This window comes from Pseudomonas sp. KH_027, from assembly GCF_057838565.1.
Map to the genome: position 1 here is coordinate 405,460 of NZ_JBYQOM010000002.1, position 26,876 is coordinate 432,335.

The 26,876-nt window shown below is 58.4% G+C and carries 31 protein-coding genes and 1 pseudogene; 4 read left to right on the plus strand and 28 right to left on the minus strand.

The genetic code is table 11. The features are described from left to right. Positions 1 to 271: 271 nt before the first annotated feature. Positions 272 to 619: a DUF2958 domain-containing protein gene (locus tag AC3IYG_RS24840; RefSeq protein ID WP_016487838.1), complete on the minus strand. Its 348-nt coding sequence runs from the start codon at positions 617 to 619 to the stop codon at positions 272 to 274. Positions 620 to 906: 287 nt separating this feature from the next. On the opposite strand from AC3IYG_RS24840, the gene AC3IYG_RS24845 reads away from it, so the two are divergent. After that, complete coding sequence (locus AC3IYG_RS24845) at positions 907 to 1,200, plus strand: helix-turn-helix domain-containing protein (RefSeq protein WP_006379425.1); 294 nt, start codon at positions 907 to 909, stop codon at positions 1,198 to 1,200. Between the two features lie 312 nt (positions 1,201 to 1,512). Here the strand turns inward: AC3IYG_RS24845 and AC3IYG_RS24850 are convergent, their stop codons facing one another. The 4 genes from AC3IYG_RS24850 to AC3IYG_RS24865 all read right to left on the minus strand — a co-directional run bounded on the left by AC3IYG_RS24850 (position 1,513) and on the right by AC3IYG_RS24865 (position 5,851). After that, entirely contained in the window at positions 1,513 to 1,827 is a 315-nt protein-coding gene (locus tag AC3IYG_RS24850) for a DUF736 domain-containing protein (protein ID WP_001273857.1), read from the minus strand. Between the two features lie 775 nt (positions 1,828 to 2,602). Then, entirely contained in the window at positions 2,603 to 2,812 is a 210-nt protein-coding gene (locus AC3IYG_RS24855) for a hypothetical protein (protein WP_022580212.1), read from the minus strand. Between the two features lie 61 nt (positions 2,813 to 2,873). After that, positions 2,874 to 4,943 (minus strand): ParB/RepB/Spo0J family partition protein, encoded by a 2,070-nt coding sequence (locus AC3IYG_RS24860; protein WP_000994919.1) that lies wholly within the window; start codon positions 4,941 to 4,943, stop codon positions 2,874 to 2,876. 80 nt (positions 4,944 to 5,023) lie between these two features. Next, on the minus strand, positions 5,024 to 5,851 hold the full coding sequence (locus AC3IYG_RS24865) for a DUF932 domain-containing protein (protein WP_003092327.1): 828 nt from the start codon (positions 5,849 to 5,851) through the stop codon (positions 5,024 to 5,026). 392 nt (positions 5,852 to 6,243) lie between these two features. Between AC3IYG_RS24865 and AC3IYG_RS24870 the strand changes: the two genes are divergently transcribed. Then, a complete protein-coding gene (locus tag AC3IYG_RS24870) occupies positions 6,244 to 8,442 on the plus strand; it encodes an ATP-binding protein (protein ID WP_489314174.1) in 2,199 nt (732 codons plus the stop codon). 2 nt (positions 8,443 to 8,444) lie between these two features. Here the strand turns inward: AC3IYG_RS24870 and AC3IYG_RS24875 are convergent, their stop codons facing one another. Further along, the gene (locus AC3IYG_RS24875; protein ID WP_017846754.1) at positions 8,445 to 9,407 is read right to left on the minus strand and encodes an IS30-like element ISPsme1 family transposase; all 963 of its coding nucleotides are present in this window, start codon (positions 9,405 to 9,407) and stop codon (positions 8,445 to 8,447) included. 98 nt (positions 9,408 to 9,505) lie between these two features. Between AC3IYG_RS24875 and AC3IYG_RS24880 the strand changes: the two are divergent. Continuing rightward, positions 9,506 to 9,769, plus strand: a pseudogene (locus AC3IYG_RS24880) (hypothetical protein); the annotation flags it as partial. Positions 9,770 to 9,835: 66 nt separating this feature from the next. On the opposite strand, the gene radC reads toward AC3IYG_RS24880, so the two are convergent. The 21 genes from radC to AC3IYG_RS24985 all read right to left on the minus strand — a co-directional run bounded on the left by radC (position 9,836) and on the right by AC3IYG_RS24985 (position 24,707). Next, the gene (gene radC / locus AC3IYG_RS24885; protein ID WP_003092330.1) at positions 9,836 to 10,345 is read right to left on the minus strand and encodes a RadC family protein; all 510 of its coding nucleotides are present in this window, start codon (positions 10,343 to 10,345) and stop codon (positions 9,836 to 9,838) included. 351 nt (positions 10,346 to 10,696) lie between these two features. Continuing rightward, positions 10,697 to 11,761: a PDDEXK nuclease domain-containing protein gene (locus AC3IYG_RS24890; RefSeq protein ID WP_003092331.1), complete on the minus strand. Its 1,065-nt coding sequence runs from the start codon at positions 11,759 to 11,761 to the stop codon at positions 10,697 to 10,699. Beyond that, positions 11,758 to 12,957 carry a tyrosine-type recombinase/integrase gene (locus AC3IYG_RS24895; protein WP_001062689.1) on the minus strand — a complete coding sequence of 400 codons (1,200 nt, stop codon included), beginning with the start codon at positions 12,955 to 12,957 and terminating at the stop codon, positions 11,758 to 11,760. Before AC3IYG_RS24895 ends, AC3IYG_RS24890 begins: the two co-directional genes overlap by 4 nt. A 251-nt stretch (positions 12,958 to 13,208) precedes the next feature. Continuing rightward, positions 13,209 to 14,383, minus strand: a protein-coding gene (locus AC3IYG_RS24900; RefSeq protein WP_489309979.1) for an IS3 family transposase whose coding sequence is annotated in 2 segments (ribosomal slippage) — positions 13,209 to 14,116 and positions 14,116 to 14,383 — 1,176 coding nt in all. Because the reading frame shifts where the segments join, the coding sequence is not laid out codon by codon here. A gap of 109 nt (positions 14,384 to 14,492) precedes the next feature. Then, positions 14,493 to 15,149 carry a hypothetical protein gene (locus AC3IYG_RS24905; protein WP_489314125.1) on the minus strand — a complete coding sequence of 219 codons (657 nt, stop codon included), beginning with the start codon at positions 15,147 to 15,149 and terminating at the stop codon, positions 14,493 to 14,495. A 54-nt stretch (positions 15,150 to 15,203) separates the two neighbouring features. After that, positions 15,204 to 16,082, minus strand: a complete 879-nt coding sequence (locus AC3IYG_RS24910) for a hypothetical protein (protein ID WP_489314126.1) — start codon at positions 16,080 to 16,082, stop codon at positions 15,204 to 15,206. A gap of 290 nt (positions 16,083 to 16,372) precedes the next feature. Then, the gene (locus AC3IYG_RS24915) at positions 16,373 to 16,981 is read right to left on the minus strand and encodes a nucleoside triphosphate pyrophosphohydrolase family protein (protein ID WP_489314127.1); all 609 of its coding nucleotides are present in this window, start codon (positions 16,979 to 16,981) and stop codon (positions 16,373 to 16,375) included. Positions 16,982 to 17,275: 294 nt separating this feature from the next. Further along, complete coding sequence (locus AC3IYG_RS24920) at positions 17,276 to 18,523, minus strand: ribonucleotide-diphosphate reductase subunit beta (RefSeq protein WP_489314128.1); 1,248 nt, start codon at positions 18,521 to 18,523, stop codon at positions 17,276 to 17,278. A gap of 354 nt (positions 18,524 to 18,877) precedes the next feature. Then, on the minus strand, positions 18,878 to 19,699 hold the full coding sequence (locus tag AC3IYG_RS24925; RefSeq protein ID WP_489314129.1) for a hypothetical protein: 822 nt from the start codon (positions 19,697 to 19,699) through the stop codon (positions 18,878 to 18,880). Between the two features lie 250 nt (positions 19,700 to 19,949). Next, the gene (locus tag AC3IYG_RS24930; RefSeq protein ID WP_489314130.1) at positions 19,950 to 20,141 is read right to left on the minus strand and encodes a hypothetical protein; all 192 of its coding nucleotides are present in this window, start codon (positions 20,139 to 20,141) and stop codon (positions 19,950 to 19,952) included. Between the two features lie 110 nt (positions 20,142 to 20,251). Beyond that, positions 20,252 to 20,452, minus strand: coding sequence for a hypothetical protein (locus AC3IYG_RS24935; protein ID WP_489314131.1), 201 nt, complete (start codon positions 20,450 to 20,452; stop codon positions 20,252 to 20,254). Positions 20,453 to 20,486: 34 nt separating this feature from the next. After that, positions 20,487 to 20,738, minus strand: coding sequence for a hypothetical protein (locus AC3IYG_RS24940; protein WP_489314132.1), 252 nt, complete (start codon positions 20,736 to 20,738; stop codon positions 20,487 to 20,489). Between the two features lie 142 nt (positions 20,739 to 20,880). Then, entirely contained in the window at positions 20,881 to 21,108 is a 228-nt protein-coding gene (locus AC3IYG_RS24945; protein WP_489314133.1) for a hypothetical protein, read from the minus strand. Positions 21,109 to 21,126: 18 nt separating this feature from the next. Next, complete coding sequence (locus AC3IYG_RS24950; RefSeq protein ID WP_489314134.1) at positions 21,127 to 21,390, minus strand: hypothetical protein; 264 nt, start codon at positions 21,388 to 21,390, stop codon at positions 21,127 to 21,129. A gap of 11 nt (positions 21,391 to 21,401) precedes the next feature. Continuing rightward, positions 21,402 to 21,584 carry a hypothetical protein gene (locus AC3IYG_RS24955; RefSeq protein ID WP_489314135.1) on the minus strand — a complete coding sequence of 61 codons (183 nt, stop codon included), beginning with the start codon at positions 21,582 to 21,584 and terminating at the stop codon, positions 21,402 to 21,404. 32 nt (positions 21,585 to 21,616) lie between these two features. After that, positions 21,617 to 21,964, minus strand: a complete 348-nt coding sequence (locus tag AC3IYG_RS24960; protein WP_489314136.1) for a zinc ribbon domain-containing protein — start codon at positions 21,962 to 21,964, stop codon at positions 21,617 to 21,619. Between the two features lie 2 nt (positions 21,965 to 21,966). After that, the gene (locus tag AC3IYG_RS24965; protein ID WP_305579023.1) at positions 21,967 to 22,104 is read right to left on the minus strand and encodes a hypothetical protein; all 138 of its coding nucleotides are present in this window, start codon (positions 22,102 to 22,104) and stop codon (positions 21,967 to 21,969) included. Positions 22,105 to 22,341: 237 nt separating this feature from the next. Next, a complete protein-coding gene (locus AC3IYG_RS24970) occupies positions 22,342 to 22,896 on the minus strand; it encodes a hypothetical protein (protein WP_489314137.1) in 555 nt (184 codons plus the stop codon). Between the two features lie 143 nt (positions 22,897 to 23,039). Then, positions 23,040 to 23,384, minus strand: coding sequence for a hypothetical protein (locus AC3IYG_RS24975; RefSeq protein WP_489314138.1), 345 nt, complete (start codon positions 23,382 to 23,384; stop codon positions 23,040 to 23,042). Between the two features lie 136 nt (positions 23,385 to 23,520). Continuing rightward, the gene (locus AC3IYG_RS24980; RefSeq protein ID WP_489314139.1) at positions 23,521 to 24,048 is read right to left on the minus strand and encodes a hypothetical protein; all 528 of its coding nucleotides are present in this window, start codon (positions 24,046 to 24,048) and stop codon (positions 23,521 to 23,523) included. A gap of 344 nt (positions 24,049 to 24,392) precedes the next feature. Next, on the minus strand, positions 24,393 to 24,707 hold the full coding sequence (locus tag AC3IYG_RS24985; protein ID WP_489314140.1) for a hypothetical protein: 315 nt from the start codon (positions 24,705 to 24,707) through the stop codon (positions 24,393 to 24,395). Positions 24,708 to 24,853: 146 nt separating this feature from the next. Here AC3IYG_RS24985 and AC3IYG_RS24990 point away from each other — a divergent pair, with 146 nt between their 5' ends. Beyond that, on the plus strand, positions 24,854 to 26,032 hold the full coding sequence (locus AC3IYG_RS24990; protein WP_489314141.1) for a competence protein CoiA family protein: 1,179 nt from the start codon (positions 24,854 to 24,856) through the stop codon (positions 26,030 to 26,032). A 9-nt stretch (positions 26,033 to 26,041) separates the two neighbouring features. On the opposite strand, the gene AC3IYG_RS24995 is transcribed toward AC3IYG_RS24990, so the two are convergent. After that, on the minus strand, positions 26,042 to 26,797 hold the full coding sequence (locus AC3IYG_RS24995; RefSeq protein ID WP_489314142.1) for a GIN domain-containing protein: 756 nt from the start codon (positions 26,795 to 26,797) through the stop codon (positions 26,042 to 26,044). Positions 26,798 to 26,876 lie beyond the last annotated feature (79 nt).

Here is a 26,876-nt window from a genome sequence, read left to right on the forward strand (position 1 = left end):
TGGTCATCAAACTCGGGTTACGCTTTAACTGCTGGTGTCAAGACAGATTCGCTCCAGTGCATTGCCGAAATCGTCTAAATGCGACGACTGCACCGCCCGGAAATGGGGTGCAGCATTGAACACCGTGCCGAATCTCGCGCCTGGCATCATGACTGTTTTGGTCAGGAGCGCACCACCCTGGTGCAAGCATGCGGATCAAGACTTGCCAGGTCTTGGCTAAGACCGAAATAGTCACAATGCGATACTTTTTGCCTGGTCGCGCTGGAATGCGTCAATCGGTGATCGAACCGTTTTCCTGAGCCAGTCGAACGTATTCCGACAGCGGCCGCGTCGGCTGGAAATACCGATCTCGTATCACGGGCTGCTTGAGCGGCCCGACGATGGACGCCAGATCGGACAGCTTCACCGTCGCCAGGGCAGGCATCCCGATCCCGAGGTCGATCAGGCCGTAGGCCGTATCGCCATCGGTCGGATCGAGCGCGGCCAATAGCCAGGTCGCATGTGCGTCCGGTGTGAACAGGCGCACCACGGGCAGCGGGTCACATTCCTGGCCTGCGGCGCGGGTGAGGCCGTGGGCCAGTAGGTGCACCCGGTCTTCCTCGGTGACAAGCGTGGTCAAGGCCGCGCCCCTTCCACGAACACACGCAATCGCCGAGGCGCATCTGTGCCTGCGGACGGATGCACGTATGCGCAAGCGCACGAAGCCGCAAAAGCGGAGAGGCACGAAGGCGTATTGGTGGAAGTCAGGAAAGACACGGATGCGGTTCCCTGGGTCTGAGGAAATCCGCAGATGCGGATCTCCGTAAAAGCACGGAAAAGGAAAACATCACCACCAAATGAACACTATAGATTGTAGTCCTATAGGGCGCAATGGGCTGTCATCTTGGTTTTTTGGGGAAACCATAGGTGGCAGCGAAGAACTCATTGGCAGCGGCGATTCGGACGGTAAGGAAGGCGCGTGGTTTGAGCCAGGAAGCGTTCTCCAACGTGTCCAGTCGCACCTACATGAGCACGCTGGAGCGCGACCTGAAAAGCCCAACCATCCAGAAGCTGGCCGATCTGTGCGAGGTCATGGAAGTGCATCCGCTCACGCTGCTCACATTGGCTTATGCCGGTGACAGCACCCGCGAAGCTGATGAATTGCTGGCACAGGTGCGCCAGGAACTCAGGGCGATATTGGAAGAGCCCGACACGCCTTAGCGCGTTGGCGTGTGGTACTGAATTGCAGCAAGCGGAGCGCGCAGCGCCGCAGGCGCGAAGGCGTGAGGGATTGAAGCCGGATGGCCGTGACGGCTTGCCGGCACGGGGCGAAGCCCGAAAGCCCGGCGGCGCTTACAGCGCCGACACGCCACACACCGCTCGTTGACACGGATTGCGAGCCACAAGGCACGCATGCAGGCCCGCCGTGACGGGCGTATCCAGCACGCGGCAGCAGCAGAAATCCTGCGCGTGCGGTGCTGCGATCAGCAGCATCGCGCCCCGCCGCAGTGGGCGGGACGCGGTAAGCGGCTGTCAGGCCGCCTTCGGCTTGTTGCGCGACCAGATCAGGTCGTGCGTGCCGTCCTCGTTCTCGATCAGGCGGGCATAGACCGTCGCCGGGAACGAAGGGTCGTCGATGGATACGGACAGGTATTCCCGCCCGGCCTCGCTGGTCTTCTTCCACGCTGCGCCGACTTCGTGGCCAGCCGCTTGCAGGTGGAAGTCGGGGGCGTTCTCGGTGTCGCCCTTGTCGTTGGGAACCAGCTTGACCTTGACGTTGAGCGTCAGGGTGCGAAGCGTGCCGGTGAAGCCGTCTTTCTCTGCGGTGAAGGTGCCGATGTTAGCCATGATGTTTCTCCTTTCGGGTTGAACAAGGTCGCGCCAGTGCGTCCTTGTTGTGATCCGGCCGGCGGGGGATGGGCTGGTCGCACCGCACAGCGGTCGCAACAACGTGGAGAACCTGGAAGCGAAAAGAATTTGTCCCGCGAGGAATGCGCGCAGCGCAGGGGAAATTGTTTTCGCTGCAAGGTTGCGGCCATCAAGCACAAGGCGCAGCCGCGCCACCGCCAGGATTCACAACAAGACAAGGACGCACAGGCCGCCCGCTCCCGAATGGAGACGTGGCCAACTCGGCATCCCCGCGTGACGGCTGCACCGGCTTGCGCCCTGACGCGGGCCAGGTCAATGCCCCGACGACAAGGCCAGAGCGCCCCTGCCGCAGCTCACGGCCACATACTGAGGCGTGGTGTGGAAGCTCCATAGAAGCGAGGCTGGGCGGCGTGTCGGTGAACCGTCTTTCGTGACGTACAGACAACGAACCGCCAGCGTCGGGGACGGCACGCTTTCGTGCAACCTGCCGCAGCAAGCCGGGGCGTAGCCACACCAGCCCCGCCCATTGCGGCGGGGCTCGGTCGAATCGTTGGCGGCGCGATGCGCCGCCACACTTGCTGGCTTCGTGGATTTCGCGCACGAGCGCCCTTGTGCGTGGCCCCATCGCCGCCTGTCCGAAGGCGGCGATGGGGCGTTTTGGCTTTGAGCAGTGAAACCGGGCGCGGCCACCGCCGCGCCCGGAGTTTTCGACCACCGGCCCCAAGGCGGCACGGCTTGGGGCCGGTGCGGCTCGTTATTCCTTGGTTTCGATGATCCACCACACGGCGCGCGGCAAGGCGCGGCCCGTGAGGGGATGCAGATCGGTCAGGTCGGCGCGGGCCGTCCAGCCACGCGGCGGACGGTAGCCGCGCACGTCGCCGTCGCCGTGCCAGCGGCGGGCGCGCACCGTGCCGGAGGCATAGGTCGCAGCTATGCGGGGGCGGTTTGCGGGTTGGTGGGTCATGGCAGGCATCCTCAACATGAAGCGCCCCGGCCGGAACCGGGGCGCTATCTACGGTGCGAAGTCACGCGGCCAAAGCCTCGGCCTGCGGCTGGTCATCCGCCACGGCGGCCACTTCTTCCTGTGCTTCGGCTTCGCCATCCGCCGGCGCGTCCTGCCCGGTCTGCTGCGGGCCTTCGGAGCGGAAGATGGCGGGCATCCAGCCGGTGCCAGCGGCCAGCCGTTCGGCTTCGCTGGCAATGTCGCCCTTCTTCAACTTCGCCAGTCGGGTGACGTGCGAGGGCGCGAACCCGCCAACGGCTTCCAGAATCGCGGCCTTCGGCACATGCCGGAAGTAACCCTCATTGGTGGGCTGCCACCACGCGGCCATATCCAGCCCCACGGCCTGCGCCAGTTCCGCGCCGGGCTGGTGCGGCGTGGCGCGAGGCGTCACCACGTCCACCGTGGAAGCTAAGCACACGGCCAACAGCCGCACCAGTTCATCCTGTGATTTCGCCAGCAGCGCGGCGAACAGTTCGGCGCTGTCCTCCGGCAAGGTTTCGCCTGCCACCTGTTGCAGTTCGCGCAGCGCCACGGCGGCGGGTGATTCCGGCCAGTCCGGGGCCATGCCTTCCAGCCGGTCTTGCACCGTGAGGCGCACACCCAGCGGCAGGTCGTGCCCGTAGTGCCTTTCCTGCAAGACGGTCTGCACCATGCCATGCACCACGGCGGCCAGCGCTGCTTGCGGATGCCGTGCAACTTCGATTTGCAGCGCAGCGGTACGGTGCGCGCTCAACCGCTGCGCCAGTCGGTCAGACATGGCGGCGGTCTTGGGCTGCTCGTCGTCCTCGCCTGCGTCCTCGTTCGCGGCTTCGCCTTCGCTGCCGAAACCCTGCCGCAGCCGCTCCAGCGTGCGCAGTGCCTTGGCCTCCGCTTCGCGCAGCAGCCCGCGATGAATCGCGGCCTGCCCGTCGCGGTCGATGGTGACAATGGCACCGGCTGCGGCCTTCACGTTGGCCGCATAGTCCAGCAAGCCATCTTCCAGCGCCTGCAACTGCTCGCCCAGGCGTTCGCCTTCTTCCTGCAAGGCATCGGCCTTTTCCTCGTCCTCGTCGTCCAGCGCGGCATCCACCGCCTCGGCCAGTTCGTGCAGCTTGGTTTGCAGCTTCTCGATGCGCTGCGCGTCGCGCTTGTTCGGACTGCGGCGTTCCCTTGGCGCACGCTGGAAGGCTTGCAGATCGGCATGGGTCATGCCCGGCGTGGCATCCACCCACGCCCAGCCCTCGGCCTGCACCTTGGCGGCGATACCTGCCAGCTTGTCCTGCGCCAGCCGTTCCAGCAGTGCGGCATCGGTCAGATACACGCCTTTGTCGCCCTCCGCGAACAGGTCGCGGCGGATGCCACCGCCTTCCTGCTCGTAGCCGTCCAGCCCGACAAAGCGCACCAGCGGATGCCGGTAGGCGTCGATTTCGCGTTCGGTCAGGCGGTCGCGCAGGTTGTGCGGGCCGCGCTGCCATGTGGGCGCATCGTAGAACGCGGCTTCCTGCGCAGCATGGTCGTCGGTGATGGCGAGGGCCATCAACTGGTCAAGGCTCACGGCCTCGGCCCGGTAGTCGGCCAGCAGGCGCGGCGACACGTTGGCGAGTTTCAGACGGCGCTGCACCACCAGCGGCGTGACGCTGAAATCCGCTGCAATGTCCTCGATGCTGCGGCCTTCGGCCACGAGCGCGGCGAACGCCTCGAACTGGTCGGCGGGGTGCATGGCTTCGCGCTGCACGTTCTCGGTGAGGCTGGCCGTGCGGGCGGTGCCATCGGCCACCAGCAGGCAAGGCACCTCCCATTCCTTGCTAATGCGGTGCTTTTTCGCCAGCAGCTTCAACGCTGCGAGGCGACGGTCACCGGCCACGACCTCGTAATGCTCGCCATCGGCGGCGGCAATCACGATGAGGTTTTGCAGCAGGCCGACACGCTGGATGCTGGCGGCGAGTTCGGGAATGGACATGCGCGGGGTCTTGCGCACGTTGCGGCCAGTGGGACGCGACACCAGCCGCGACAGCGGAACCAGAATCAGGTTCTTGGTCGGATCAGCGGCTTCCAGCGGGATAGCGGCGGCGGTGTTGATGGCGCGGGCTTCGGTTTGGGTAACGGCGTTCATGGTGATAACTCCTATCGGTTCAGGGATGCAGCAGCGAAGAAAGCGACAAGGGCTGCTGCCTGCCCCTGCCGCGTGGGGATTCAGGCTTTCAACTGGCGCATGCCATCGGCCAGCAGCCAGAGGGCGCGATTTAGTCGGATGTTTTGGTCGATGCCCTGCACCGGGCGGGTTTGCTGTCGGCGCCCGTTGGCGCTGCGGCCACGCAGCCCGCCTTGGGTCAGGTTTTCTTGGGTGCGGTTGAACACGCTCCACAGGTCGGGGCGGCGGTCGTCGAAGCGGCGCGGCATCAGGATTTGCGATTCCGTGATGGGCGCGGGCTTGTCGGGGTCGTCGTACTTGAGGGCGAGCGCGGCGCGGGCGAACACTTCGGATTCGCCATCGTCCAAGGTGATGCCGCGCATGGCATCGCGCGATTCCTTCACCCGATCGAAACCGCTCAAGACTTCGTAAGCCCCCTCAATGACCAGACCGGCCACGTCGCCTTTATGGGGCACTCGCACATCGGCCACGGTGTTGCCGCAGACAAGGCCATTGCTGCACACGAACCGGAACATTCCGGCCAGCATCTGATAGCTGCTGGTGCCGTCGTGCGAGTTCAGCAGCACGATTTCGTTGGCCTCCGCGCCGTTGATCTGGCTGGCATGGCGCAAGCGAATCATGTGTTTGGTGTGCTCGCGCTTGCCTTCGTCGCGCACGCGGGTTTGCGTCACCATGAAAGGCTGGAAGCCTTCTTTGCGAAGCTCGGTCAGCACGGCGGCGGTGGGGATATAGGCGTACCGCTGCGAACGGCTCTCGTGCGGGGCATCCGCGAAGATGGACGGGGCCACGCGGTGAATCTGGTCGTCGGACAGCGGGTAATCGCTGCGCAGCGAGGGGGAGCGGAAAGCGAAACGGGATGCGAGTTGCATGGTCTTTCTCCTGACAAAAGAGGTTTGCTGTTCACACCGCACACCGGATTTCTAGATTCGGAGCCCAGCCTTTCGGCTGTTTGGTGCGGTCGGCACGAGGAACCCGGTTGGCCCTGTTGCCACCGTCTTTCCTGAGTTCATCGCCCGCGCCCAAAGGAGCGCGCGGACGGGGGCCGTCAAGGAGCCAAGCGCAGGGTTGGTGCGGCCCGCAGGCGCAGCCGAGGACACGGCCCTGCGCGCCTTGACGGCACACGGTCGCGGGCTACGGTCGCGGGTAAGGTGATGAAGTCAGGGGAGACGGCTGGACAAGGCAACGGCCATCCCTTTGTGCTGACCGCACGCAAGCGAAGCGCGCAGGCCCGAAGCTGGAAGCCGGGCCGTAGGCGTCAGCGATGCGGAAGGCTGGCGAAGCCAGTCCCGCCAGGGATGAGCGACTAGCGAACCTGGAGCAGCGCGATCCGCGAAGCGGAGACGCAAGAGGACTCTTCGTTTACCATTTGTTTCGCAAGCAAATGATGGGAAAGCAAGAACACGGAGATATAGAGATGATTGTCTGCATCAACCGCCTCAAACAGTTCGGAATCTTCAGCGACTTCAATGGAACGAAGATCCAAAAGTTCGGCCGGTACAACCTGGTCTATGGTTGGAATGGAACAGGCAAGTCAACGTTATCGAATCTATTCTCTTGCTTTGAGCTTCGCTCGATGGTTCCCCGCTTCAGCACGGGCCAATTTTCAGTAGTTCTGGAGGATGGCTCAACGATCACGGAATCCACACTCCACTCATCCCAATTGAATATTCATGTTTTCAATCAACGCTTCGTGCATGAGAACATTGATTGGGACAAATCCGTAAAGAGCATCCTTCTTATTGCGAAAGAGAAGATTGATGACTTGCAGAAGCTGGAGAAGCTGAAGAGCGAGCTTCAGTCGAAAAAGAAGGCTCACGACGACAAGCAAAGCGATATCAAGAAGCAGCGTGAGGCATTAGAGAAGTTCCTGACCAATGCTGCCAAGAAAATGAAGCTTGGACTTCAGGCGATTGATACGAGCGACAGTTATTACTTGAATTACGACCGCCGCAAGCTCTTCAACTTCATACAGAATAACGGCGAGACAATTATCAAGGCGGAGTCGGTTCTTCCAGATGAGAGGGTTATCGACCTTACGAATGCCGCCAAGCCAGATCAGCTTCCAAGCATTGCTTTCGCCTCAACGGCCATTGAGCCGGACTACTTTAAGAAAGCGGCGGGCCGCATCAGAGATTTGATTGGGACTACGGCGGTCAATCAAGCAATCCAGCGGCTGACCGATAACCCGGAAATCCGCGAATGGGTTCAAGCAGGCTTGGAAATCCATAAAAACCACGACTCGCAATCCTGCGAGTTCTGCGGCTCTCCGTTCGCCCAGCTTCGTGCCGAGGCGCTTGCTGCCCACTTCAGCAAGGAGTTCACGGAGTTTCAGAGCCGACTTCAGAACGCGGCGACATGGATTGAATCTCAAGGCGCTCCAGCTAATCAGTTTCCCGCATCGACCGAGTTTTATAAAGAACTATCGGCCGAGGCAGAGAAGCTTCAAAAGGACTACGCAACTGCTGCTGAAAAGATCGACCAGCAAATCGACGCCTGGCGGGAAGCCCTGAAGGCCAAGATCACAGACCCTGGGAAGACAGACATTCAGATCTCGGATGTGGTTGAAGACGATGTCACCAATTTCAATGACATCCTGAAATCGATTGTTGCTCTCGTTGGAAAGCACAACAATAAGACTTCAAATTTCAAATCTGAGACCTCAAAAAGCAAGGTGGCACTGGAGCTTCACTTTGCTGCGGCTGAGGTGCAAGAGTTTGACTATGCTGGAAGTGAGAAGAAGTGCAATGACCTTGAGTCAGAAGCAAAGAACGACCATAAGGAAATTGAAAAAATTAGTCTAGAGGTCGGAGCCATAGAAGCGGCGCTCTCGAATGAAACGGTCGGGGCAAAGGAGTTCAATGACATCCTGCATCGCTTCATTGGCCGCTCTGAGCTTTGCCTGAACTTCAATCAGAAGAAGAAAGGCTATGAGATCATCAGAAACGGGGTTGGTGAGCACGATGGGAATTTGAGCGAAGGTGAGAAAACTGCGATTGCATTTGTCTATTTCATCACGAAGCTCAAAGAAAATGGAAATAACATCAAGGATACGATCGTCGTCGTTGACGATCCGGTCTCAAGCTTTGATTCTAATCACTTGTTTCACGCCTACTCGTTTTTGAGAACGCAATGCACTGAAGCCAAGCAACTTTTTGTGCTGACTCACAACTTCACTTACTTTAAGCTAGTGAGAGACTGGTTCACTGGCACCAATAGGAATCGAGTCAAAAAAGGCAACGCCGAGAATTGCTTCTTTTATCGCCTGGATGCGCCACCTGGCTCCCCTCGTCACTCCCTACTTGTGGATGCCGACGACTCACTCAAGAACTACGGTTCCGAGTACCACTATATCTTCAAGAAGCTCTACGAATATAGGGCGCACACAACACTCAATCGAGATGAGGCGTTCTTGACCGCCAACCTCGCCCGAAAGCTTGTTGAATCGTTTTTCACCTCCTGAATTCAACACATAAGTGCAACGCTCACCCCTGCATAAACTTCGTACGGCGTCTTCCAGCCCAGGCGTTTTCGCGGGCGTAAATTGATCTTCGTTACCACGCGACTGACCGCCTCGACGGTCAGCTTGCTGAAGTCGCCGCCCTTGGGAAAATACTGCCGGAGCAGGCCGTTGGTATTTTCATTAGTGCCTCGCTGCCAGGATGAATAGGGTTCTGCAAAAAAGACTTGGCACTGGCTCCGATGCGCAATGCGTTCATGCCCGGCAAACTCCTTCCCGTTATCCAGCGTCAGCGTGTGAACAGCATGCCCCTTGAGCAACAGATTGATCGCCCGCGTTACCTGCCGGCGCGTCCTGCGCTTGACCGGATAGGCGCTCAGGTAGCCGCTTTTACGATCAACCAGCGTGACCAGATTGCCGCCTACGCCATGCACCGTGTCACCCTCCCAATCACCTAGACGCTCGCGGGCTTCGACCTCAGCAGGGCGCTCGGTTATCGATACGCGATTACGCAACTGTCCGCGCCGGTCGTGGCTTCCGTAGCGTTTTCGGTACAGCTTCCTGCGGTGCCGCAAATACTTGTATAACTCGCCACCTGCGTGTTTGTCGGTGGCGATAAACCGATAAATCCACTCGTGACTGACCGCGCGCTCCGGCTGCTCTTGCTTCAGGCGCTGAGCAATCTGCTCCGGGCTCATACCGTGTTTTAGCCAGAGCGGCAGATAATGGCTGAACCACGTTAATGGCTTGCAGTGCTTGCGCGCCTGCGCTCGACGGGCATCACTTTCATGGGTCGCAGCAACCGCTTTGTAGGTCTTCTGGGAGCTGTTGCGGCGAACCTCACGACTTATCGTCGAGGGATGTACGCCAACCTGTTTCGCGATGCTTGCCTGGCTTTTTCCGGCGCTCAGACCGGCCTCAATCTGGTAACGTTGGCCCTGAGTTAGCTGCCGGTAATGCGTAGTCATCTGCGCTTGAATCCTTCGGTGTGAGAGCCTGGATTCTACCGGTGGCTGACTCTCTGCCTATCGTTTCAAACGTTGCACTTATTCTATGAATTCAGGCCTTCAAATATCCAAGGCGTCGAAGCGACATTAGTCAATTGATGGAGGCTGGCCTAAAAGATTGCACCATCACGACACCAGAGCTTAAAGAAAAAATCTACCGCTTTATCAATAAGTATTCACATAGCGACGTTATTGAGATAACAGAGGAATCCGCAGAAAACTTGGCAGGCGAAAGCCACAGCGTCATCGGGAACATCTTCCAGTGGCTGGAAGAGGTGGACAAGAAACATTACGACGAGATGATTCAGGTTGCGACGGCCTGAGCATCAGGCCGCGAGGGCCATAGCTATGCCACCAGGCGCAGCAAAAAGGGGCCGAAGCCCCTTGGGCTAGATCAGCCCATGCTCGGCGAACGATGCCGTTTCGTTGCCCGCAACGATGATGTGATCGAGCACGCGCACGTCCACCAGACCCAACGCTTCCTTGAGCCGCTGGGTCAGCGCCCGGTCAGCCGCGCTCGGCTCGGGGTTTCCGCTCGGATGGTTGTGCGAAACGACGACCGCCGCCGCATTGAGCCGCAGCGCCTCCTTGACCACTTCGCGCGGATACACCGACGCACCGTCAATAGTGCCGTGGAACATCTCCCTGTATTCGATCAGACGATGGCGCGTATCCATGAACAGCACTACGAACACCTCATGCTCGAAGCTGGCCAACTTTGTACGCAAGTATTCCTTGACCGCCGCCGGCGAAGTGAACTCTGCTCCGCGCCGCATTTTCCGGTCAATGACCTGGCGCGCAGCTTCCAGAATGTCGTCGGCCGATGCCGGTAGATAGCGCCCGTGCGCGTCGCGCACCAGCAGACAGGAATCGAACGAGGGAAAGGACAGTTGCGACATGATCGTGCTCCGGTTGCTCGGGCGGAATTGCCCGGAACCGGCGGCAGCACGGCGCAGCGCAAGCAGTCAGGGGTCGCAGACGGCCGCCAGGACGCAAGCGCGCATGGCGCGCGCCGCCCTTGACGGCGAGAACGCCGTGATACGGTGAAGGGAACAGCAAGACCGCCCACACCCGCCCACTGCACAGAGTCGATTTTTGGCAAGCGGAGCGCGCAGGCCCGGATCAACGAGCCGGGACGGAGGCGTCAGTGATGGAAGCCCGACAGGGGCGAGACTCGCGCAGCGAAGCTCGATGCGCAGCACGACAGCGCGACGGCGGCACGCCGGGACGCCCGACTGCTTGGGACAGGACTACTCGTTGTCCGTCTTGCGCTGCTCGATTTGCAACTGCGCCCGTTGCGTTGCCTGTTGCAGCCGCTCCACCAGCACGCCCCTCGGCGGCAAGGCGGTCAGATACTCGGCAACGTGGATGCCGGACTTGTCCAGCTCCAGCAATTCGATCTGCTCGCGCTTCTTGCCGGTGCAAAGGATGATCCCGAGCGGCGAGGCTTCCTCCGGCTCCCGTTCGTGCTTGTCTAGCCACCGAAGGTAAAGCTCCATCTGCCCTTTGTAGGCCGCCTTGAAGTCACCTACCTTCAACTCCACCGCAACCAGCCGCCGCAGCTTGCGGTTGTAGAACAGAAGGTCAAGGTGGAAATCCTCGTCGTCGATCGGAATGCGCTTCTGCCGGGCGACGAATGAGAAGCCCGCGCCCAGCTCCAGCAGGAAGGACTCCATTTCACGGATGATCGCCGCTTCCAAGTCGCCTTCCTGCCAAGTGTCCCGCAGGCCCAGGAAGTCGAGGATGTACGGGTCGCGCATGACCAGGGCCGGCGACATGCGCTGCGCATCGCGCAGGGTCGCCAACTCCTGCGCTATGGTTTCTTCCGGCTTTTGGGAAAGCGCCGTGCGCTCGTACAGCATCGAGTCGATACGCTCGCGCAGCGTCCGCACGCTCCAGCGTTGGGTGCTGGCCATCTGTGCGTAGTAGTCCCGCTGGAGCGGGTCTTTCAGCGGCATCAGGGCGATGAAGTGCGTCCAGCTCAATTCTCGTATCAGTGATACGAGAATTCGCTCGTCGGGGAAGGTGGCGGCGAACTGCACCATGCGGCGCAAGTTCTGCTCTGCAAAGCTGCTGCCGTACTCCTCCACCAACTGCGCAGCCAAGGTGGGCAGAACTTCCTTGCCGTAGGCGCCCCGGCGCCTGTCCAAGACCTGCGTGTGGATGCGTTGGCCGATGCGCCAGTAGAGCATCGTAAGCTCGCTATTCACCGTCGAGGCGGCGCGCAAGCGCGCCGCCTCGATCAGTGCCCGAATGTCGCCCAGCAGCGCCGCGGGCGCTGCGAGCGATGCTGCTGATGGCCGGCGCCCGTTCATGCCACCGCCTCCGCAAGCTGCCGCGCGCCCGTGATGGCTTGGCGGCGGCTGGCCACCAGCTCGGCCGCCTCGCGCACCGGCTTGTCCTCGGTGTGGACGTAGTGCATGAACATCGCCACGGTCTTGTGGCCCGTCAGCTTCATTCCCACTTTGGTCGGCACACCGGAATTGGCAATGTCGGTGGTCGAGCGATGACGGATGCCGTGCGTGCCTACGTGCGGCACGCTGGCGGCCTTGAGCGTCCGGCACCAGCCGCCATAGTGCTCGCCAAAGGTCAGGTGCTTGGCCGGGTCGTTCGGCGACGGCAGGACGTAAGGGCAGCCTTCCAGACGCGGCGCCGTCGAAAGCAGCCGATAGGCTTCCTCGCTCATGGGCTTGGAAATGCCGCCAACCTTGCTGTCGGGCCACACCACGCGCCGGTTCTCGAAGTCCAGCCAGCTCCATTCGAGCGGGCAGATTTCGGAGCGCCGCGCCGCAAACTCGAATTGCAGCCGGATCGCCAACGGGATGACGTAGTTCTCCAGCCCCTCCGCCTCCAGTTTCTCCAACTGGCGGAAGATCCGCACCATTTCCTCGTCCACGATGAGCCGGGTTTCCTTGCCCGGCGGGTACATCGGGACGTGGCGGCACGGATTCGTGCCGTCCGGGCGGAAGCCCCAGACTTCGGCCAAGTTGAACATCTTGCGCAGCACGCCGAAGGTCTTGTTGGCCTCGGTCGGCTTGTAGGCCAGCTTTTCCATGAGCCCCGCAATGTCGGGCCGCTTCACGTCATGCACCTTCTTGCGGCCCAGCAGCGGGATGATGTTGCGGTCGATGACGCCCTGGTAGCCGTCCTGCGTGCTGACCTTGTTGCGCTTCTTGGAGTAGTCCTCCATGAACTTTTTGCACAACTCGGCCATCGTGGGCGCCTTGCGCGCCTCGGCCTTGGCACCGCCGGGATCACCACCCCGGCGAACCTCGGCCAGCCAGTCCTGCGCTTTGACCCGCGCCTGTTCGACGGTTAGCTCCCCGTAGAGTCCCAGCGAGGGCTTGCGGGGCTGGCCAGAGTTCGTGCGGTACTGGAGCATGAACACCCGGCGTCCCGTCGAGGTAATCTTGCAAAGGAAGCCGGGCACGACGGTATCCCGTAGTTCGATGTCCTTCGCCTGGGGTTGCGCCGACTCTACGGCGGTCTTGGTGAGCTTGATCTTTGCCATGATGACTCCTTGGAACGACCCGGATTCCAGGAGCCAGATAGGAGCGGCGCGAGGGAGAACCGGGTCAAGTTTCAGAAAGCACCGGCATATGATGGAAGCGCGTAAGCTATTGATAAACCTGCTGTATCGGGCTACGTCGCAGTCCAGCGAACTACCGGGCTGGAGTCATCGTGAAACAAAAAACCGCCAGTGGTAGGCGGTTTCGTAGGGGTAGCCGCCACATAGGCGGTTTGAGGGGTTGACTGTAGTGGTCAAATAATTTCGGACACTGCGATAGGTTGTTTTGCCTGTTCCTGCTCGTAAGCCGTTGGCGGCTGGTAGCCAAGACTCGAGTGCAGACGCACGTTGTTGTAAAAGCCGACGATGTAGTCGGCGATATCTGTCATCGCCTCGGCGTGATTGGCGTAGTCACGCTGCCAGATCCGCTCCATTTTCAGGTTCAGAAAGAAGCGCTCCATCACCGCATTGTCCCAACAGTTACCCTTGCGGCTCATGCTCATCACCAAGCCATGCCGCTCAAGCACGGCCCGATGGGCTGCGCTGGCGTACTGGCTGCCCCGATCCGAATGAACGACCAGTCCCGCAGCGGGCTGGCGTTGCGCAATCGCCATCTGTAACGCCGAGCAGACCAGTTCTGCTGGCATGTTCGGCGCCATCGCCCAACCGACGATCTTGCGCGAGTACAAGTCCATTACCGCGGCCAGATACAGCCAGCCGCTGCGTGTGCGGATATAGGTGATATCGGCGACCCAGGCCAGATTGACCGCTTCAGGATTGAACTGCCGATTCAGAATATTGCCCGCTATCGGCAGGTCATGCTTGCTGTCTGTTGTATGGACAAACTTGCGCTTCCAGGTTGGACGGAGTTGGTGTTGAGCCATCATTCGCCTGACCCGATAGCGCCCCACGTAGACGCCCTGGGCCTTGAGCGCTGCCTGCAAGCGACGGCTGCCGTAAGCCCTACCATTCGCCATGAACAGGGCTTTTAGGGATACGACCACCGGACACGCCTTGATCGGCCGCAGCTGGCGGCTCCGTGCGGCGTAATACCCCGAACGGCTGACCCCGAGCAGCCGGCAGAGCCTTGTGGTCATGGCCTTCTGTTGCTCCTGAGCGATCACGCGATGGATCACTTCATTTCCCGGGCAAAGAAGGCCGATGCTTTTTTTAACAGATCGTTATCCTGTTTCAGCTGACGATTCTCGGCTTCGAGCTGGCGGATCCGCTGCTGCTCGGGTGTCAGCGGTTTACCTATCCCAGGTTGCCCGGATAGCTCTGCTTCGTACTGTTGAACCCAACGACGAACTGCCGTCTCACCAAGATCCATATCCTGGCAGATCTGAGGAATGCTCAGGCCTTGTTCCTTAACCATCTGAACGACTTGCAGCTTGAAGCTGGCGTCGAACCCTCTGCGTTTACGGCTCATACATGACTCCTCTGTCGGTGGATTTTCCACCTATCGAGGTGTCCAGGGAAATTAGACCACCACAGGCTTCGTTATCGCCCTTTAGCTTTTAGCTTTTAGCTTTTAGCTTTTAGCTTTTAGCTTTTAGCTTGCCGATTCCCGAGTCAAATGCCGGGACTCCACGTTTTTTCCTTGCACCCCGGATGGCATAAATCCCAACGCCATATTTCTTCGCAATCTCAGTGTCTGGCATGGTGCCAAGTAGGCCGTAAGCTTCTTCGGGCAGTTTGGTCATTACGACGACCGGGGCGATGCCAAGGGCGATGCGCCGGGCACGAACTGACTCGCTGTCACATTCGAGCATTTGACCAATCTTCACGTCGCTTTCAACGCCAAGGAGTGCAATTACATCCGGGGTGAACAGGTGGTCGAGGTTTTCTGGCGCTGCGTCCGGGTAATGAGGGATTGCCGAGCGTTGACGTTTTTTCTTAACGGCTTCCTTCGATACACCTAACCGCTTGGCAATCGCTCTATCTGTGTCTGTGCCCAAAGAGGCAAGGACTTCTGGCGTATAGAGGCCGCGTGTTCGAGTGGATTCGGGGTCATCGTAAGGCGGTATACCCAGCGCTATGCGTTTCTTTGTGATCGTACTTTTGGATGTTCCGAATCGTTTGGCTATATCCAAATCAATCGCAGTACCCAGCGCCGCTAAAAGCTCTGGTGTCCAAGACACTCGATTCTCAATGAAATTTCCAGGTAATTTCTTAGACTTAGCTTGGTCGTTCATGTGCGATCAACTCTTGGGTAATTCTCAATACCAATATACAGAAGCGGCAAACACTTATTGCTTGTCGTCAATGCGGTATGCCGAGAACTGTTCAAGCAGCTCTCTCACGTTGTCGTTAGGTAAGCCGCTGTATCTACCCTTCACCGGGTAAGCAGGTATTCCAAGGCGTTTCCGCAATGATCTGTAGGCATAAGGTGTGTTGCCAAAATAACGACTTAGTGACTTGTCTGCTACCTTGCCTAGTAAAGGAGTAAATATCTTGACCTCAGCAGCAGGTAATTTGTAGGGAGCGATGTAATAAGCGTTTCGAACTCTATGTACCCATGAGTATTTGACGTTGAATTTACTGGCAACCACTCGATCCGGTTCTTTACCAAGTGCAGAAAGTAATGCGGGACTTGGCGCAACCCTAAGCGCGAATGCAGGGATTTTCAGATGCTTGCGCAAAGCAAATAGGTCATTTACATGAAGCCCGGTCGCACGGCTAATTCGCGCCAGTGTCCAATGAGGCATCTTAGCTTTGAGGAAGGCATGTTGATCCTCAGTGAGCGCGGCTAATAACCCTTGTAAATGAGCATCCGTATCCGGCTCTGGTACTTCATTTATTAAAATACTTACGTGGCTAGGAACAAATCTTGGGATTTCGCGACGCTCTCTGGCTGAGCGTATTGTGCTCTCTGAGCGCCCGCATAAGTCGGCAAGCATGCCGTCACGCATAGTCCCGAGCTTATTGATGATTTCTAGCGGGAGGTGATGCTCACCATTTGTTTCAATGCCTCTGGCCAGTCGTGCATGGCGGATTACGCTTCGAGATAAACCGGATTTGCGAGCCAGATCAGAATCACTTTCTATGCCGAAAAGTTCGATTATTTCAGCCGGAATAATTGCTGAATTCTTATACTTTTTGCGGGGTGATTTGGTCGGTTCAAGCATGAGTGTTATCTGGCCGCTACAAGACAATGGGATGCTAGGCCAGCTTTAGCCTTCGGCTCCACCGAACTCAATACACTTTCTTGATCAGCCTATTAAATCCACTCACCATTCCAATGGTGTTGGATTTGCACACAAGGTGCTTGGTGATCAGTGCCCGATGATGGATTTTTAGCTGGTTCTTCTCAAGGCGAGGAATGGGTATTCAGTGCTGGTGCTGTTGGGCACTGGTGCAAATGCTTGAATTTGCGACGCAGCGCCCGAGGTAATGCACTGTTTGTGATTGGTGGCTGCTATTTCTGGTTCTCGCCCAGCTTTGCTGCCACTTCTGGCGGCAGGGTTTTGAAAACCGGGTTGGCGAAGCGGTAGGACTTCAACCACTTGCCGGCACCGCACTTGCGGCCCTCGCCGTCGATCTGATCCTTGGCGGAGAAGGTGACGTAGACCCAATCATCAGTACCGGGGATTTGCCGGTGCTCGTAGCGGGTTTCCATATTCAGGGCGTCGTACTTCGCCTTGGTCTTGAGGGCATCCTGCTCGGTTGGGTCGAACTTGCTGTACTGGCTGGCGACTACCTGCGCATAGTCTGCCGCTGCATCCAGGCCGGTACGGTGCGCAAGCCCTAGGGTGGTGAAGATCAAATCCCCCACGCCGTCACGTAACTCGTACACGTTACGGGCCTTGATCCCGTCATCCGCAGTTTCGTGGAATTCACTTTCGATGATCCCGATCTGCTTGTCTGCGGCTTCCCAGCCGGAGTTTTCAAGATTGCCCACCAGCTGGTTAATCTCAGCTGATCCAGGGAAATAGTCGCGGCTGGCCCGTTGGAGCAGGGCGACCATCATTTCATCGCCCGCGTCCGTGGCGCGAGCGATAGCTTGTTGCAGGTGAGTAGGGGTCATGGGTGTTCTCGCTATTGAGAGAGTGGTTGTGACGCTGGCACAGGGCCTACCAGCGTCCATTCTTCGTGATTTGGCAGGCCTCGCAGCCTTCGAGCCCTTCTGGATTCAGGGGGCAGGCTGCTGGTGCTGGTGCCTCACCTTCTTCGTTTGCTTGGGCCAAAAAGTCTTCGGCGTCGTTCTGTTCTGCGTCATCCCAGCTCAACATGATCGTTACCCCTGGTTCGGATTGAATGGTTGCGTGGAAACTTATGTGTCGTTTTGTGCAAGCTTATGTGTCGTTTTTTGGCTGAAAAATTAATCCCAGCTCAGTGCGCCGCCAACTTGGTAGTCAACGACACGGGTTTCGAAGAAATTCTTCTCCTTCTTCAAGTCCATAATCTCGCTCATCCACGGGAATGGATTGCTGACGCCGGGAAACTGCTCTTTCAGCCCTATCTGAACCATACGGCGATTAGCGATGAACTTGAGGTAGTCCGTCATCATCGCGGCGTTCATTCCCAGCACGCCACGCGGCATGGTGTCCTGTGCGTACTCAATCTCCAGCTGGGTGCCTTGCAGGATCATCTGGGTGGCTTCTTCCTGCATCTGCACATCCCACAAGTGCGGGTTCTCCATCTTGATCGTGTTGATCACGTCAATGCCGAAGTTCAGGTGCATCGACTCATCACGCAGGATGTATTGGAACTGCTCAGCCACGCCGGTCATCTTGTTGCGGCGACCCATCGAGAGAATCTGCGTGAAGCCGCAGTAGAAGAACATGCCTTCCAGGACGCAGTAATACGCAATCAGGTTCTTGAGGAACTGCCGGTCGCTTTCCACTGTGCCGGTTTGGAACTGAGGATCAGAGATTGAGCGGGTGTACTTGAGCCCCCACGCAGCCTTCTTGGCGACGCTCGGGACTTCGCGGTACATGTTGAAAATTTCGCCCTCGTCCATGCCCAGCGATTCGATGCAGTATTGGTATGCGTGAGTGTGGATGGCTTCCTCGAAAGCCTGACGCAGGATGTACTGACGGCACTCGGGGTTGGTGATCAGGCGGTACACGGCCAGTACCAAGTTGTTGGCCACCAGCGAGTCGGCAGTGGAGAAGAAGCCCAGCGAGCGCATGATAATGCGGCGCTCGTCATCAGACAGGCCTTCTGGGTCTTTCCAGAGGCTAATGTCAGCGTTCATGTTCACTTCCTGGGGCATCCAGTGGTTCGCGCAACCGTCCAGGTACTTCTGCCATGCCCAGTCGTACTTGAACGGCACCAGCTGGTTGAGGTCAGCGCGAGCGTTGATCATCATCTTGTCGCCAACGTGAACGCGGGCGGCGGCGCCATCCAGATCGTCCAAACCTTCCTGAATATCCAGGTCATTCAGCGCTTTCTTGGCCTGAGCTACAGCCTCGCTATCGTCACTCGATACCATGCGAGCGGCGGCAACGGTGGCTTCGTAGTTGTCAGGCGTTGGGGTGGCCTGAACTGCTGGTGCAGCTTCGGCAACAGTTTCTACGGTTTCTACGGTTTCGATAGTGTCGTCAGCGTCGTTCCAGCTCAGCATGATGCGTGCCTCGGTAGTTCTGTATGGGGCCAGTAGCGGATGTGCTTTGGCGATGTGGCTATGATCAGGCCATAAGGGCTTGTGTCATCGGCTCAGCATTGAGATAGACGAAACTCGTCGAACCCTATGCTTGGAGCCTAGGAAGGCCCCGCCCGGAGAACGGCGAACCGCCCTTTGCTTGAACCACACCTGCCGTCTTGAGTTACTGAGAATAGGGGGGCTGACCTTGCGATTTCACTCGAAGCCGATGCAGTTTCCCTGCTGCGCCTGGGGCTGGTGGGGGCGTTGAATGCGGGGAGAGGCGTGAGTATCAGCCCCCATTGCGGGGGCTGATTGCATCAAGTCGTAGGCGAGTCAGCTGCCCTGTAGATACGCCAATAGTTTCTGAGCTTCTTCATCGCCGGATTCTGCGATCTGCTGCTCCAAGTCTGGGTACTTGCGCTTGAGGTCTTGCAGCATGCTTCGCTGGATACCCATGACCAAACGCTGAGCATGCTCCATGTCTAGCTTCCCGTTGGACTTCACCAGCTCGGTTAGGGCATTGAGCGCTTCGCTGCCTAGCCCATTCACCAACGGCTTTACTTCTTCAAGGCCCGCAAAGCGAGCCTCGTTGAGCTTTAGCTTGAGTGCTTCCAGCGATTCTTCGTCTTTGCACGTATGCCGCAGAATGTCCATGGCATGACTGAGCTGACTCTGAGTCCTAATACTGGATTCGGGAATGGCCAAGGCCTCACTCACCACGCGAACAGTCGCCGCGTGTAACGGGTGAAGTTCTTGCCCGCAGGTATCAGGCAGAGTCTTTGTTGCCTGGAAGTCGCTCCAGCGGGAATGATTCGTCAGCTCGTTGATGTGATCCAGTCTTTCCGCCTGTGGCTTACGTCCTGCCTTCACGTCTGCGATCAGCCCCTCTACGGCTCGCGCAGCGAACGGGTTGAGGCCAGACATATAGGCGCTTAGCGCTTGCTCATTCAGGGCTTGTAGGCTTTCAGCAAGAGCGGCGCGTTCACTCTCGGGGGTAATGCTCTGGAGGTGCGCCATAGCCTGATCAAGTTGGCTCTTGGTCAAAATGAAGGCGGGGTTAGCACCCACTTTTTCAGCAACGAAGTTGACGATCTTGGCCATGGCAGGCGTGTCGATCCGTTTACCGCAGGTGTCTTTGAATGTCAGTGGTTTCATGTCTTGGTCTTGTCACTGGTTATGGGGCTTAACCCTGCGGAGGAAGGGGAGAGGCATCTGCCGGGCTTACAGAGGACACACACGCAAGGCGTGGCAGCTCGGTTGGGGAATTGCAGTCTAAAGCGCCAGAACTCGCCGTATCTGCGGGCTGGAACAGGCTGCCAACCTGGAAGCCCAGGAATCCCACCAGCAGGGTAAAGGTCAGAACGCGTCGGGCGTGAATGGGGCTGGAGTGCTGCATGCTCGATTCCTATGCTTCAAGAGTGGCTTGTGGACGTTGGGTGTAAAGCATGACCTTGGCTTCGGCCATAGGCACTTGCTGGATCGCCATGCCGGCGCTTTCCATTTCTCCAACCCAAGACTGACTGACTTCCGCATCGACGAGGCAAGCCCCCTCGACATAGCCAGTCTTCGTTACTGCGATATATGCCAGCTCGCTCATGGTGTGACTTCCAATCTTGGGGTTTGATCAGGTCAGCCGCGTGCGGCTGGTGTTGATGTGGCCGGAGCAGTGATCCGCGATCTGTTCCTGCCGTTGCGCCTTGGCCGGGTTCATTCGCGCTCCTGGATGAAGGCCCAGGCCTGACTGATCGAGCGAATCTCCTGGAGCTTCCAGTTGTTCAGCACCAGCTGATTGGAGCCGGCAACAGACCGATACACCGGGTCGTAGGCGTTCACTTCACCACCGATACGTTCGGTCTTGTAGCCCGCTGCGTGGAGGCGGTCTTCGATGATGCAGGCTTCACGGCTCATTGTTCATTCCTCGATGGGGGAGTGGGTAGGCCGCTCACGCAGCCGCTTTGATGGACTGGGGCACGTCGAGAGAGAGCGGAACGCCGTTACCGTAATACCAGCAGGAGAGCACGCGGAAACTCGGTGAATTGGGGATATGCGGTGTCAGATGCAGCACGACATACCAGCCAGAGTAGCCGCCGCGTTGCTGCTTGTTCCACTCAGCCAGCTCGGGGCTACCGAAGGTGAAGACGGGCGTGGACGGGCGGTTGGCGATGGCGAGGATTTCTTCGGCTGTAAGGGACATTGCTGGCACTCCGTAGTGCGTTTTCGATGTGGTCATCATCACGCGTCAGCGGGTGTGTCATCGCTAGAGTTCGCCGGAATACGGAAATGCTAAGACCCCAATATGGGGTCCGAGCTAATCCTGCCAGCCTTCGTGTCCCCTTTTAAAATTCGGCGTCCGGCACAAAGCCGTCGCCGTTGCAGGTCTTGCAGGGCGGCTCATTACGCCATGGCGCTCGACCATTGCAGGTCGGGCAACCATGAAACGGCGAGCCATCAACCCAAGCACGCAGCACATTTGCCAGTTTGGTCTGGTTGCTGGATTCGGCTTGCACGCAAGCTGCGAGGGTCGCCCGGTACACCTCAACATCTGTGATTGGTTCGGTATGCATGACTGTTCCCCTGTTCGGTCAAGCGCTAGCAGTAAGGCTGCTGCGTTCGTGTCGTCGATGTAGCTTGTACTCGGTCGCAAAGCCTCCATGATCGGTATCCCACAGAATCTCACCGAGGCGCACCAAGCAGTTTTTGATTCGTTCCTGGGGCTCCTGCGGGTACAACAACGCGCCAGCTGCCAGCAGTGGTTTTGCTTTCAGATATTGGCCTGACCGGGCGAGGCGGAAAAGGTCGGCGACAATCTCGTCATCCGAGACGTTCTGGGCCGGGTCGTTCTGCATTTCTGCGTCCCTCACTCTGGGGTGTAGTGGTGCGCCATCCACTCGGTGGCGGTGATGCCAGTGTAAGCACCGTTATCGAACTGCTCACGGAACCAATCTTCGTTTTCCTCGACGATGTGGGGTGCCTCGATCATGTCTGCTCCCTGATCGATCAGCTCCCGCACTACCTCTTGCTTCCAGCGTTCATAGGACATGCTCACTTCCTCGGTTTGGAGCTGGCGCTGGGTCAAGCGCCGGGGTTGTGCCCGCAGCTACCACATAGGGTGTCCAGGACTTCTTTCTTGGTGCCGCACTGGGGACAGAAGAAAACGTCACCCACCTCGTAGACGATCAGTACGTCTGCCACGCCTGCCACGAGGGAGAAGTAGCGAAAGCGCCCGTTCTCCCATGCCCAGTCGTGCATCTGGTCTTCGAGGAACACCGTGCGGTTGTGCAGCAGGCCGTGGCCGTTGTGGTTGAACTGTTCCTCATCCAGCAGCGTTGCCACCTTGAGGGGCTTGCGCTCCAGGGCGAGGGAAATTCGCCCGTCTGCTTTGATGCCCCGGAGGATCAGGAAGTCTTTGGCAATCTGCATGGTTAGCTGTCCAGCCATTCTTCGAAGGTTTTCACCGGCCAGCCCAGGCTCTCGGCGTTGGCGCGGTAGATTTCGTAACGGTCGTGCTGGCTGCCCTGGTGCTGGGTGGCGGAGGGAAGCTTGTTGTTCTGATTGGCCATCGGTTCGGCCCTCCATGCAATTGTAAGTGGTCTGATTTGCATGTGGCCATCTTCCACCGGGTATGGCTGTGTCACGGAGGGGGGAGCAGATATTCTCGTTTCCGATGTTGAGGCGTCAGGATCGAAAGGCAGGAGTGGCTGCGTGGGGCGTTCATGGCAATGGCACGGTGCCAAGCCAGAAAACGAAAAGCCCGCGTGAGCAGGCTTATTGGGGAAGGGTGCTGGTGCTGCAATCGATCAAGGAAACAAGATTGGCTTCAACGCCTTCAAATCCCCCACGCCGGCTTCAATCTCATCAAGCACCTCATCTGCCATCCAATCGCTTACCCGCGCCTTACCCTCAAGCTCAGAGCGCAGATGTACCCGATCAATGCTCGGGTGGTGTTTCCGGTAATACGCAACGTGAGAGAGTGCAGCGGCCATGAAAAGGCTATTCACCGCATTATCTCCGCTTGCACCTTCATCGTGCAGGAACTTGATTATCTTCTGAGCCAGTAGGTCTTCGCTGCCGGCGATCATGTGCTCTGGAAGCTCGCCTTCTGCACGCAGCTTGCGCAGTGCATGCATGATGTAACCGAGGCTAGGACTGCGCTTGTGGTACATGCTGTACCAGTTTCCCAGCCACTCGGCTTCTTCCAGAGTCATGCTTTCTTTCGCGAAAACCTCACCCCAAGTCTCAAAGGCGGATTCGGGAAGCCGTTCTGCTTCCGCCAGCCCCTGCAACGATTCGGCGAACCTTTTGACAAGGCGTCTACCTTCTAAACTCGGTGTCTCCGTGCCAAACAGGTTCAAAGTCCGATCCTCCAAAGATGAAATTGCTTGGTGTGGTGAACGGGTAGGCTCAATCAAGCCTTTGCCTGAAACTCACCATAGCCTTACAGGCGCTCACGAAAAAGGGGCAGCAGCCCCTTTACTCTTGGTTCAGATTGCGGGAGCTACGCCGGCAGGTCACTGCTTGTCAGGCCGCGTTCAACTTTCAAGGTCAGGCGGACAGTGATTCCATCATTGTCCTTGTTCTTAGAGGTCGTAACGGCATCGACATTTCCGCCGTCCAACAGCCGGACCTGCTGATCAGCGATGTACACATCACCATCCCCGCCAGTGATTCGCATGAGGTTACGACCGTCGCGGAGGAAGTCACCGAAGCCAATTTCGTCTGAGTCCATCTGGTCAATGAGCACAGTGTCTGCCAGATCGATAAGGCTAAACAGGGCGTAGGTGGCTTTGCTGGCGCTGTCCTGGGTATCGACGCTGCATAGTTCAGGTGTGGTGGTGTTCACGATGGCTGTCCTCGGTTTGTTTACGTGTCGCCATCATCCAGCAGGATTGGCTGTGTCACGCTCCGAACAGTATTTTCCCCGCTACCTGGGTTGGGGAGTCGGGGTTAGCCACCCAGACTTTCGGGCTTGTTGAGGGTTAGACCCGCGTCCAATCGAGGCACCATTCACGGCCTGCAAGCTTGGCGCGTATGGCTGGCACAGTTTTGATCATGTGCTGCAACTCGGCCAAATAGGCGCACCGGGCACGCAGTTCCAGCAGTTGGTCGGGCTCGTTCACGCCTCGTTCTACCGTGACAACCTCAAGGGGTGTCAGCGCTGCTAGCGAACCGCGTTCAACGAACTGGAATAGCAGTGTCGCTACCCGCTCTGCTGGTGCCGCCTCGGTTGAGGGTTTGAGAGGGCGCTCAGGGCGTACAAGCACCGGGCCATGCAGATTGGCCGCGAGGATTACCTCGGCTTGTGCCAGCGCACTTTTCGCCAGAACCAACACTTTGTTGGCCGTGTCAGCCGGCAAATTCTCAGGCGTGAGCCAGGCGTTGTTCTCGGTCAAAACGCCTTCTGCCCACGCAACCTTGCTGGCCGCATCTACCACTGCCTCAGAGTGCTGATAGAGCTGGAAACCACTCTGGACGTAGTGGGCTTGACCAATCTGAATTTCGTGCATCATCGCCTCCAGGCCTGAACCCAACCTAAATGCGGTTGGGGTGTTCTCGATGGGGTGAATCCTCCCATGCGTCCCGCCGTGTCACCGGATGCGTGGGCGAAGAAGCTGGTAATGCTCGTCGCCCAATATTGGAAATCAGCATCCATCACCCGGCACCAGCTGGTGCCGTCTACTTCCGTTTTGCTGGCTGTACAGGGTATGTCTGCACGACTACCGGGCCAGACTCACGCATGAGTTTGGTCATGTACCGCCAGTAGCGACGCTGCCGGCGACGTTCGATGAGTTCGGCGATTAGTTTGAACATGTGAAAACCTCGATTGTGATGTGACGGCAGGTACGAGCGCTTACGCTCGACCGGCCTTGAAGTAAGCCTCTGCCCATGCAGCAGATGACTTGAGGCCCATGCACGCAAGGCACTTGTCGGCTTCCTTCCAGCCGAACAACCACTTCCTGAGCGCGTCAGAGGCGAGGCTATGATCGCCGCCAGGATTGCGGGCAACGCTCCGCTGGAAGGCTTCAAGGTTCGTTATTTCGGCCTCAACGCTGCAATCCATGCTGTCCAGGTATTCCTCAACGAACGGATTCCCGCAGTTGCTAATCGCCGCGACGATCTGTTTTGCCATTAACGCCATGAAGCCGTTCTGCGCCTTGATCCCCATTGCCTTTGTCCTCTGGTCTGTGGCTTGTCTTAGGTACGGGACAAATCATCACCGGGTACTGGGTGTGTCATCGGTTACGATCTGGCATAAGCCGCTAATGCTCGATGCCGGTTTTGAGATTTGAGATTTGAAGGGGATAGAGGCGCATGGGCTGCACCGCAATCGTTGATGGCAAGCGCGTGATAGGTGCGTTCTTGCCTGATGAGGAATGGCGTCGAGTCGTGAAGCTGTCTAAGCAGAGGCAGGTATTCATGCCAGACACCAAGCTTCCTGCTTTGGCGAAAACCGTTAGGTGGCGTGGCGGGATTACCCGGTTCTTCTCTCACTTCCCAGGCGAGGCACCCGAGGGCTACACCTGCAACGAAAGCCCAGAGCACGCAGCTCAAAAGCTGGCCATCTACGCTCGGCTCCAAGAACTGGGTTTCACGGTAGAGCTGGAAGCCGGCATGGATGATTGGCGTGCAGATGTTCTGGTTGGGCCTTCGGCATTCGGCCCATCCCTTGCCATCGAGGTGCAGCTCACTCGACAGTCCGCTCAAGCCACCTACGAGCGCACAGAGCAGCGTTCCGCGTCAGGTGTCCCCACGCTATGGCTTTTCGGTAAAAACGCCAGCACGGGGCACGTTGGGGCTGACTTGCTGGCTTCAAACCCTGTGTTCGTAGCTGAGGACGCCACCCACGCAGCCGCCATTGCTCAAGCCGTATGTTCAGGGTCGGCATTCTTCGACGATCTGAGTGGCTTCGAACAGACCCCCGCCCGGCCAATAGGGGTGAAGGTTGCGTGCAAGTGCGGGTTGAGCTGGTTGCGACCGATAGGTGTTGTTCTGCTGCCCAACCGTATTCGCGGCGACCTCAAGCCGGTCTATGCCTCTTGCTCTGTCACGTCAGCTAAGAGGCGCGGGCGCTCGATCACAATGAGTGAAGCTGAGGATCAGCTGCGCCGGTACTTGAGTGTCTTTTGGCGTGCTGCCGAAACCTACGGGATCACAGTTGGGGAATTCAGGATTGCTACGAGGGCGCGAACGAATGCTGGTGCTGTGTATCGCCGGGACTACGCCTGCCCTCAGTGCCGCTTGCGGGTGCATACAAGAGGTACAAGCGGCTTCGCTACACCCATCCCAGGTGATGAGCTGGTGCGGTGCCCCTTGCCCGTTGTCGCCCATGTGGATGCGAGGCCGGCTCTAAAGCTAGAACCCACTTGGTTCGTTGAACCCCACACCCCAAAAGTGGAATCGGTGATGAGTAATGCCGAATGGAAGGTCAGGTTCATTGATCGGGCGCGGGCCAGCATGCTCATGCTGGCGCCAGAGGAAGGGGTGTACTGAGGGGGCCTGCTATTTGAACTTTATGCTGCCGACGCCAGAGACAGATTTATCTCGCTGGGCAGGATTTCCCCGGACAACAATGTCCCCGCAGCCGGAAACCCGTGCTTTCACCGCCTCGCTTACATGGGCTTTTACGTCGCCGGCCCCAGAAACCAACAGAGTGGCAGTCCTGGCGATCAGTTTCCGAGCATCCACGTTCCCAGCGCCGGCTACCTCGGCCTCCAGGTGGTCAACGCTCCCGAATGCAGTAATGTCACCCGCACCCTTTACTGCAATATCCAGGACGGCTTGCTGTAGATCGTAGAGGGTAATGTCACCGCTACCCTTGAGGCGGATACTCGGGGCTTCCGGCAGCGCTATACCGACGATGCAGCGACCGGCGCCGGTAGCTATACCACCGACTGGGCCATTGAACTGCATGCTCACGCCACCCCGGCGACTGCCCATGTAGATGTTGCCACCGGCCACGATGTTGCCAGAGCCTGAAACATGGATGCTGCCACCGGCCACGCTGATAGAAGTACCTTCCTGCTCGATGATCAGCTTGGTGCCGTCGAAGCGGGTCTTGATGCCTCGAATGGCTTCTTGGTTCTCACCGGCTACGACCATGTGCGCCGTAGCAGCACGGAAGAACACAACGTCGAGTGCGCCCTTAACCACGATCCTGTCTACCGCCCGCATACTGCGTTCTTCTTTCACATAGTTGGCGGCGCGATCCCAGGCAGAATCACTGTTAGGCGTGTTTGTCAGCATCGGGTTGTTCATGGCTTTCAAGTCCAATCGGGAACGATGGGGATACGATACGGCTGGAAGCCCTGTGTCATCGGAAGCCTGCTCGAATCGT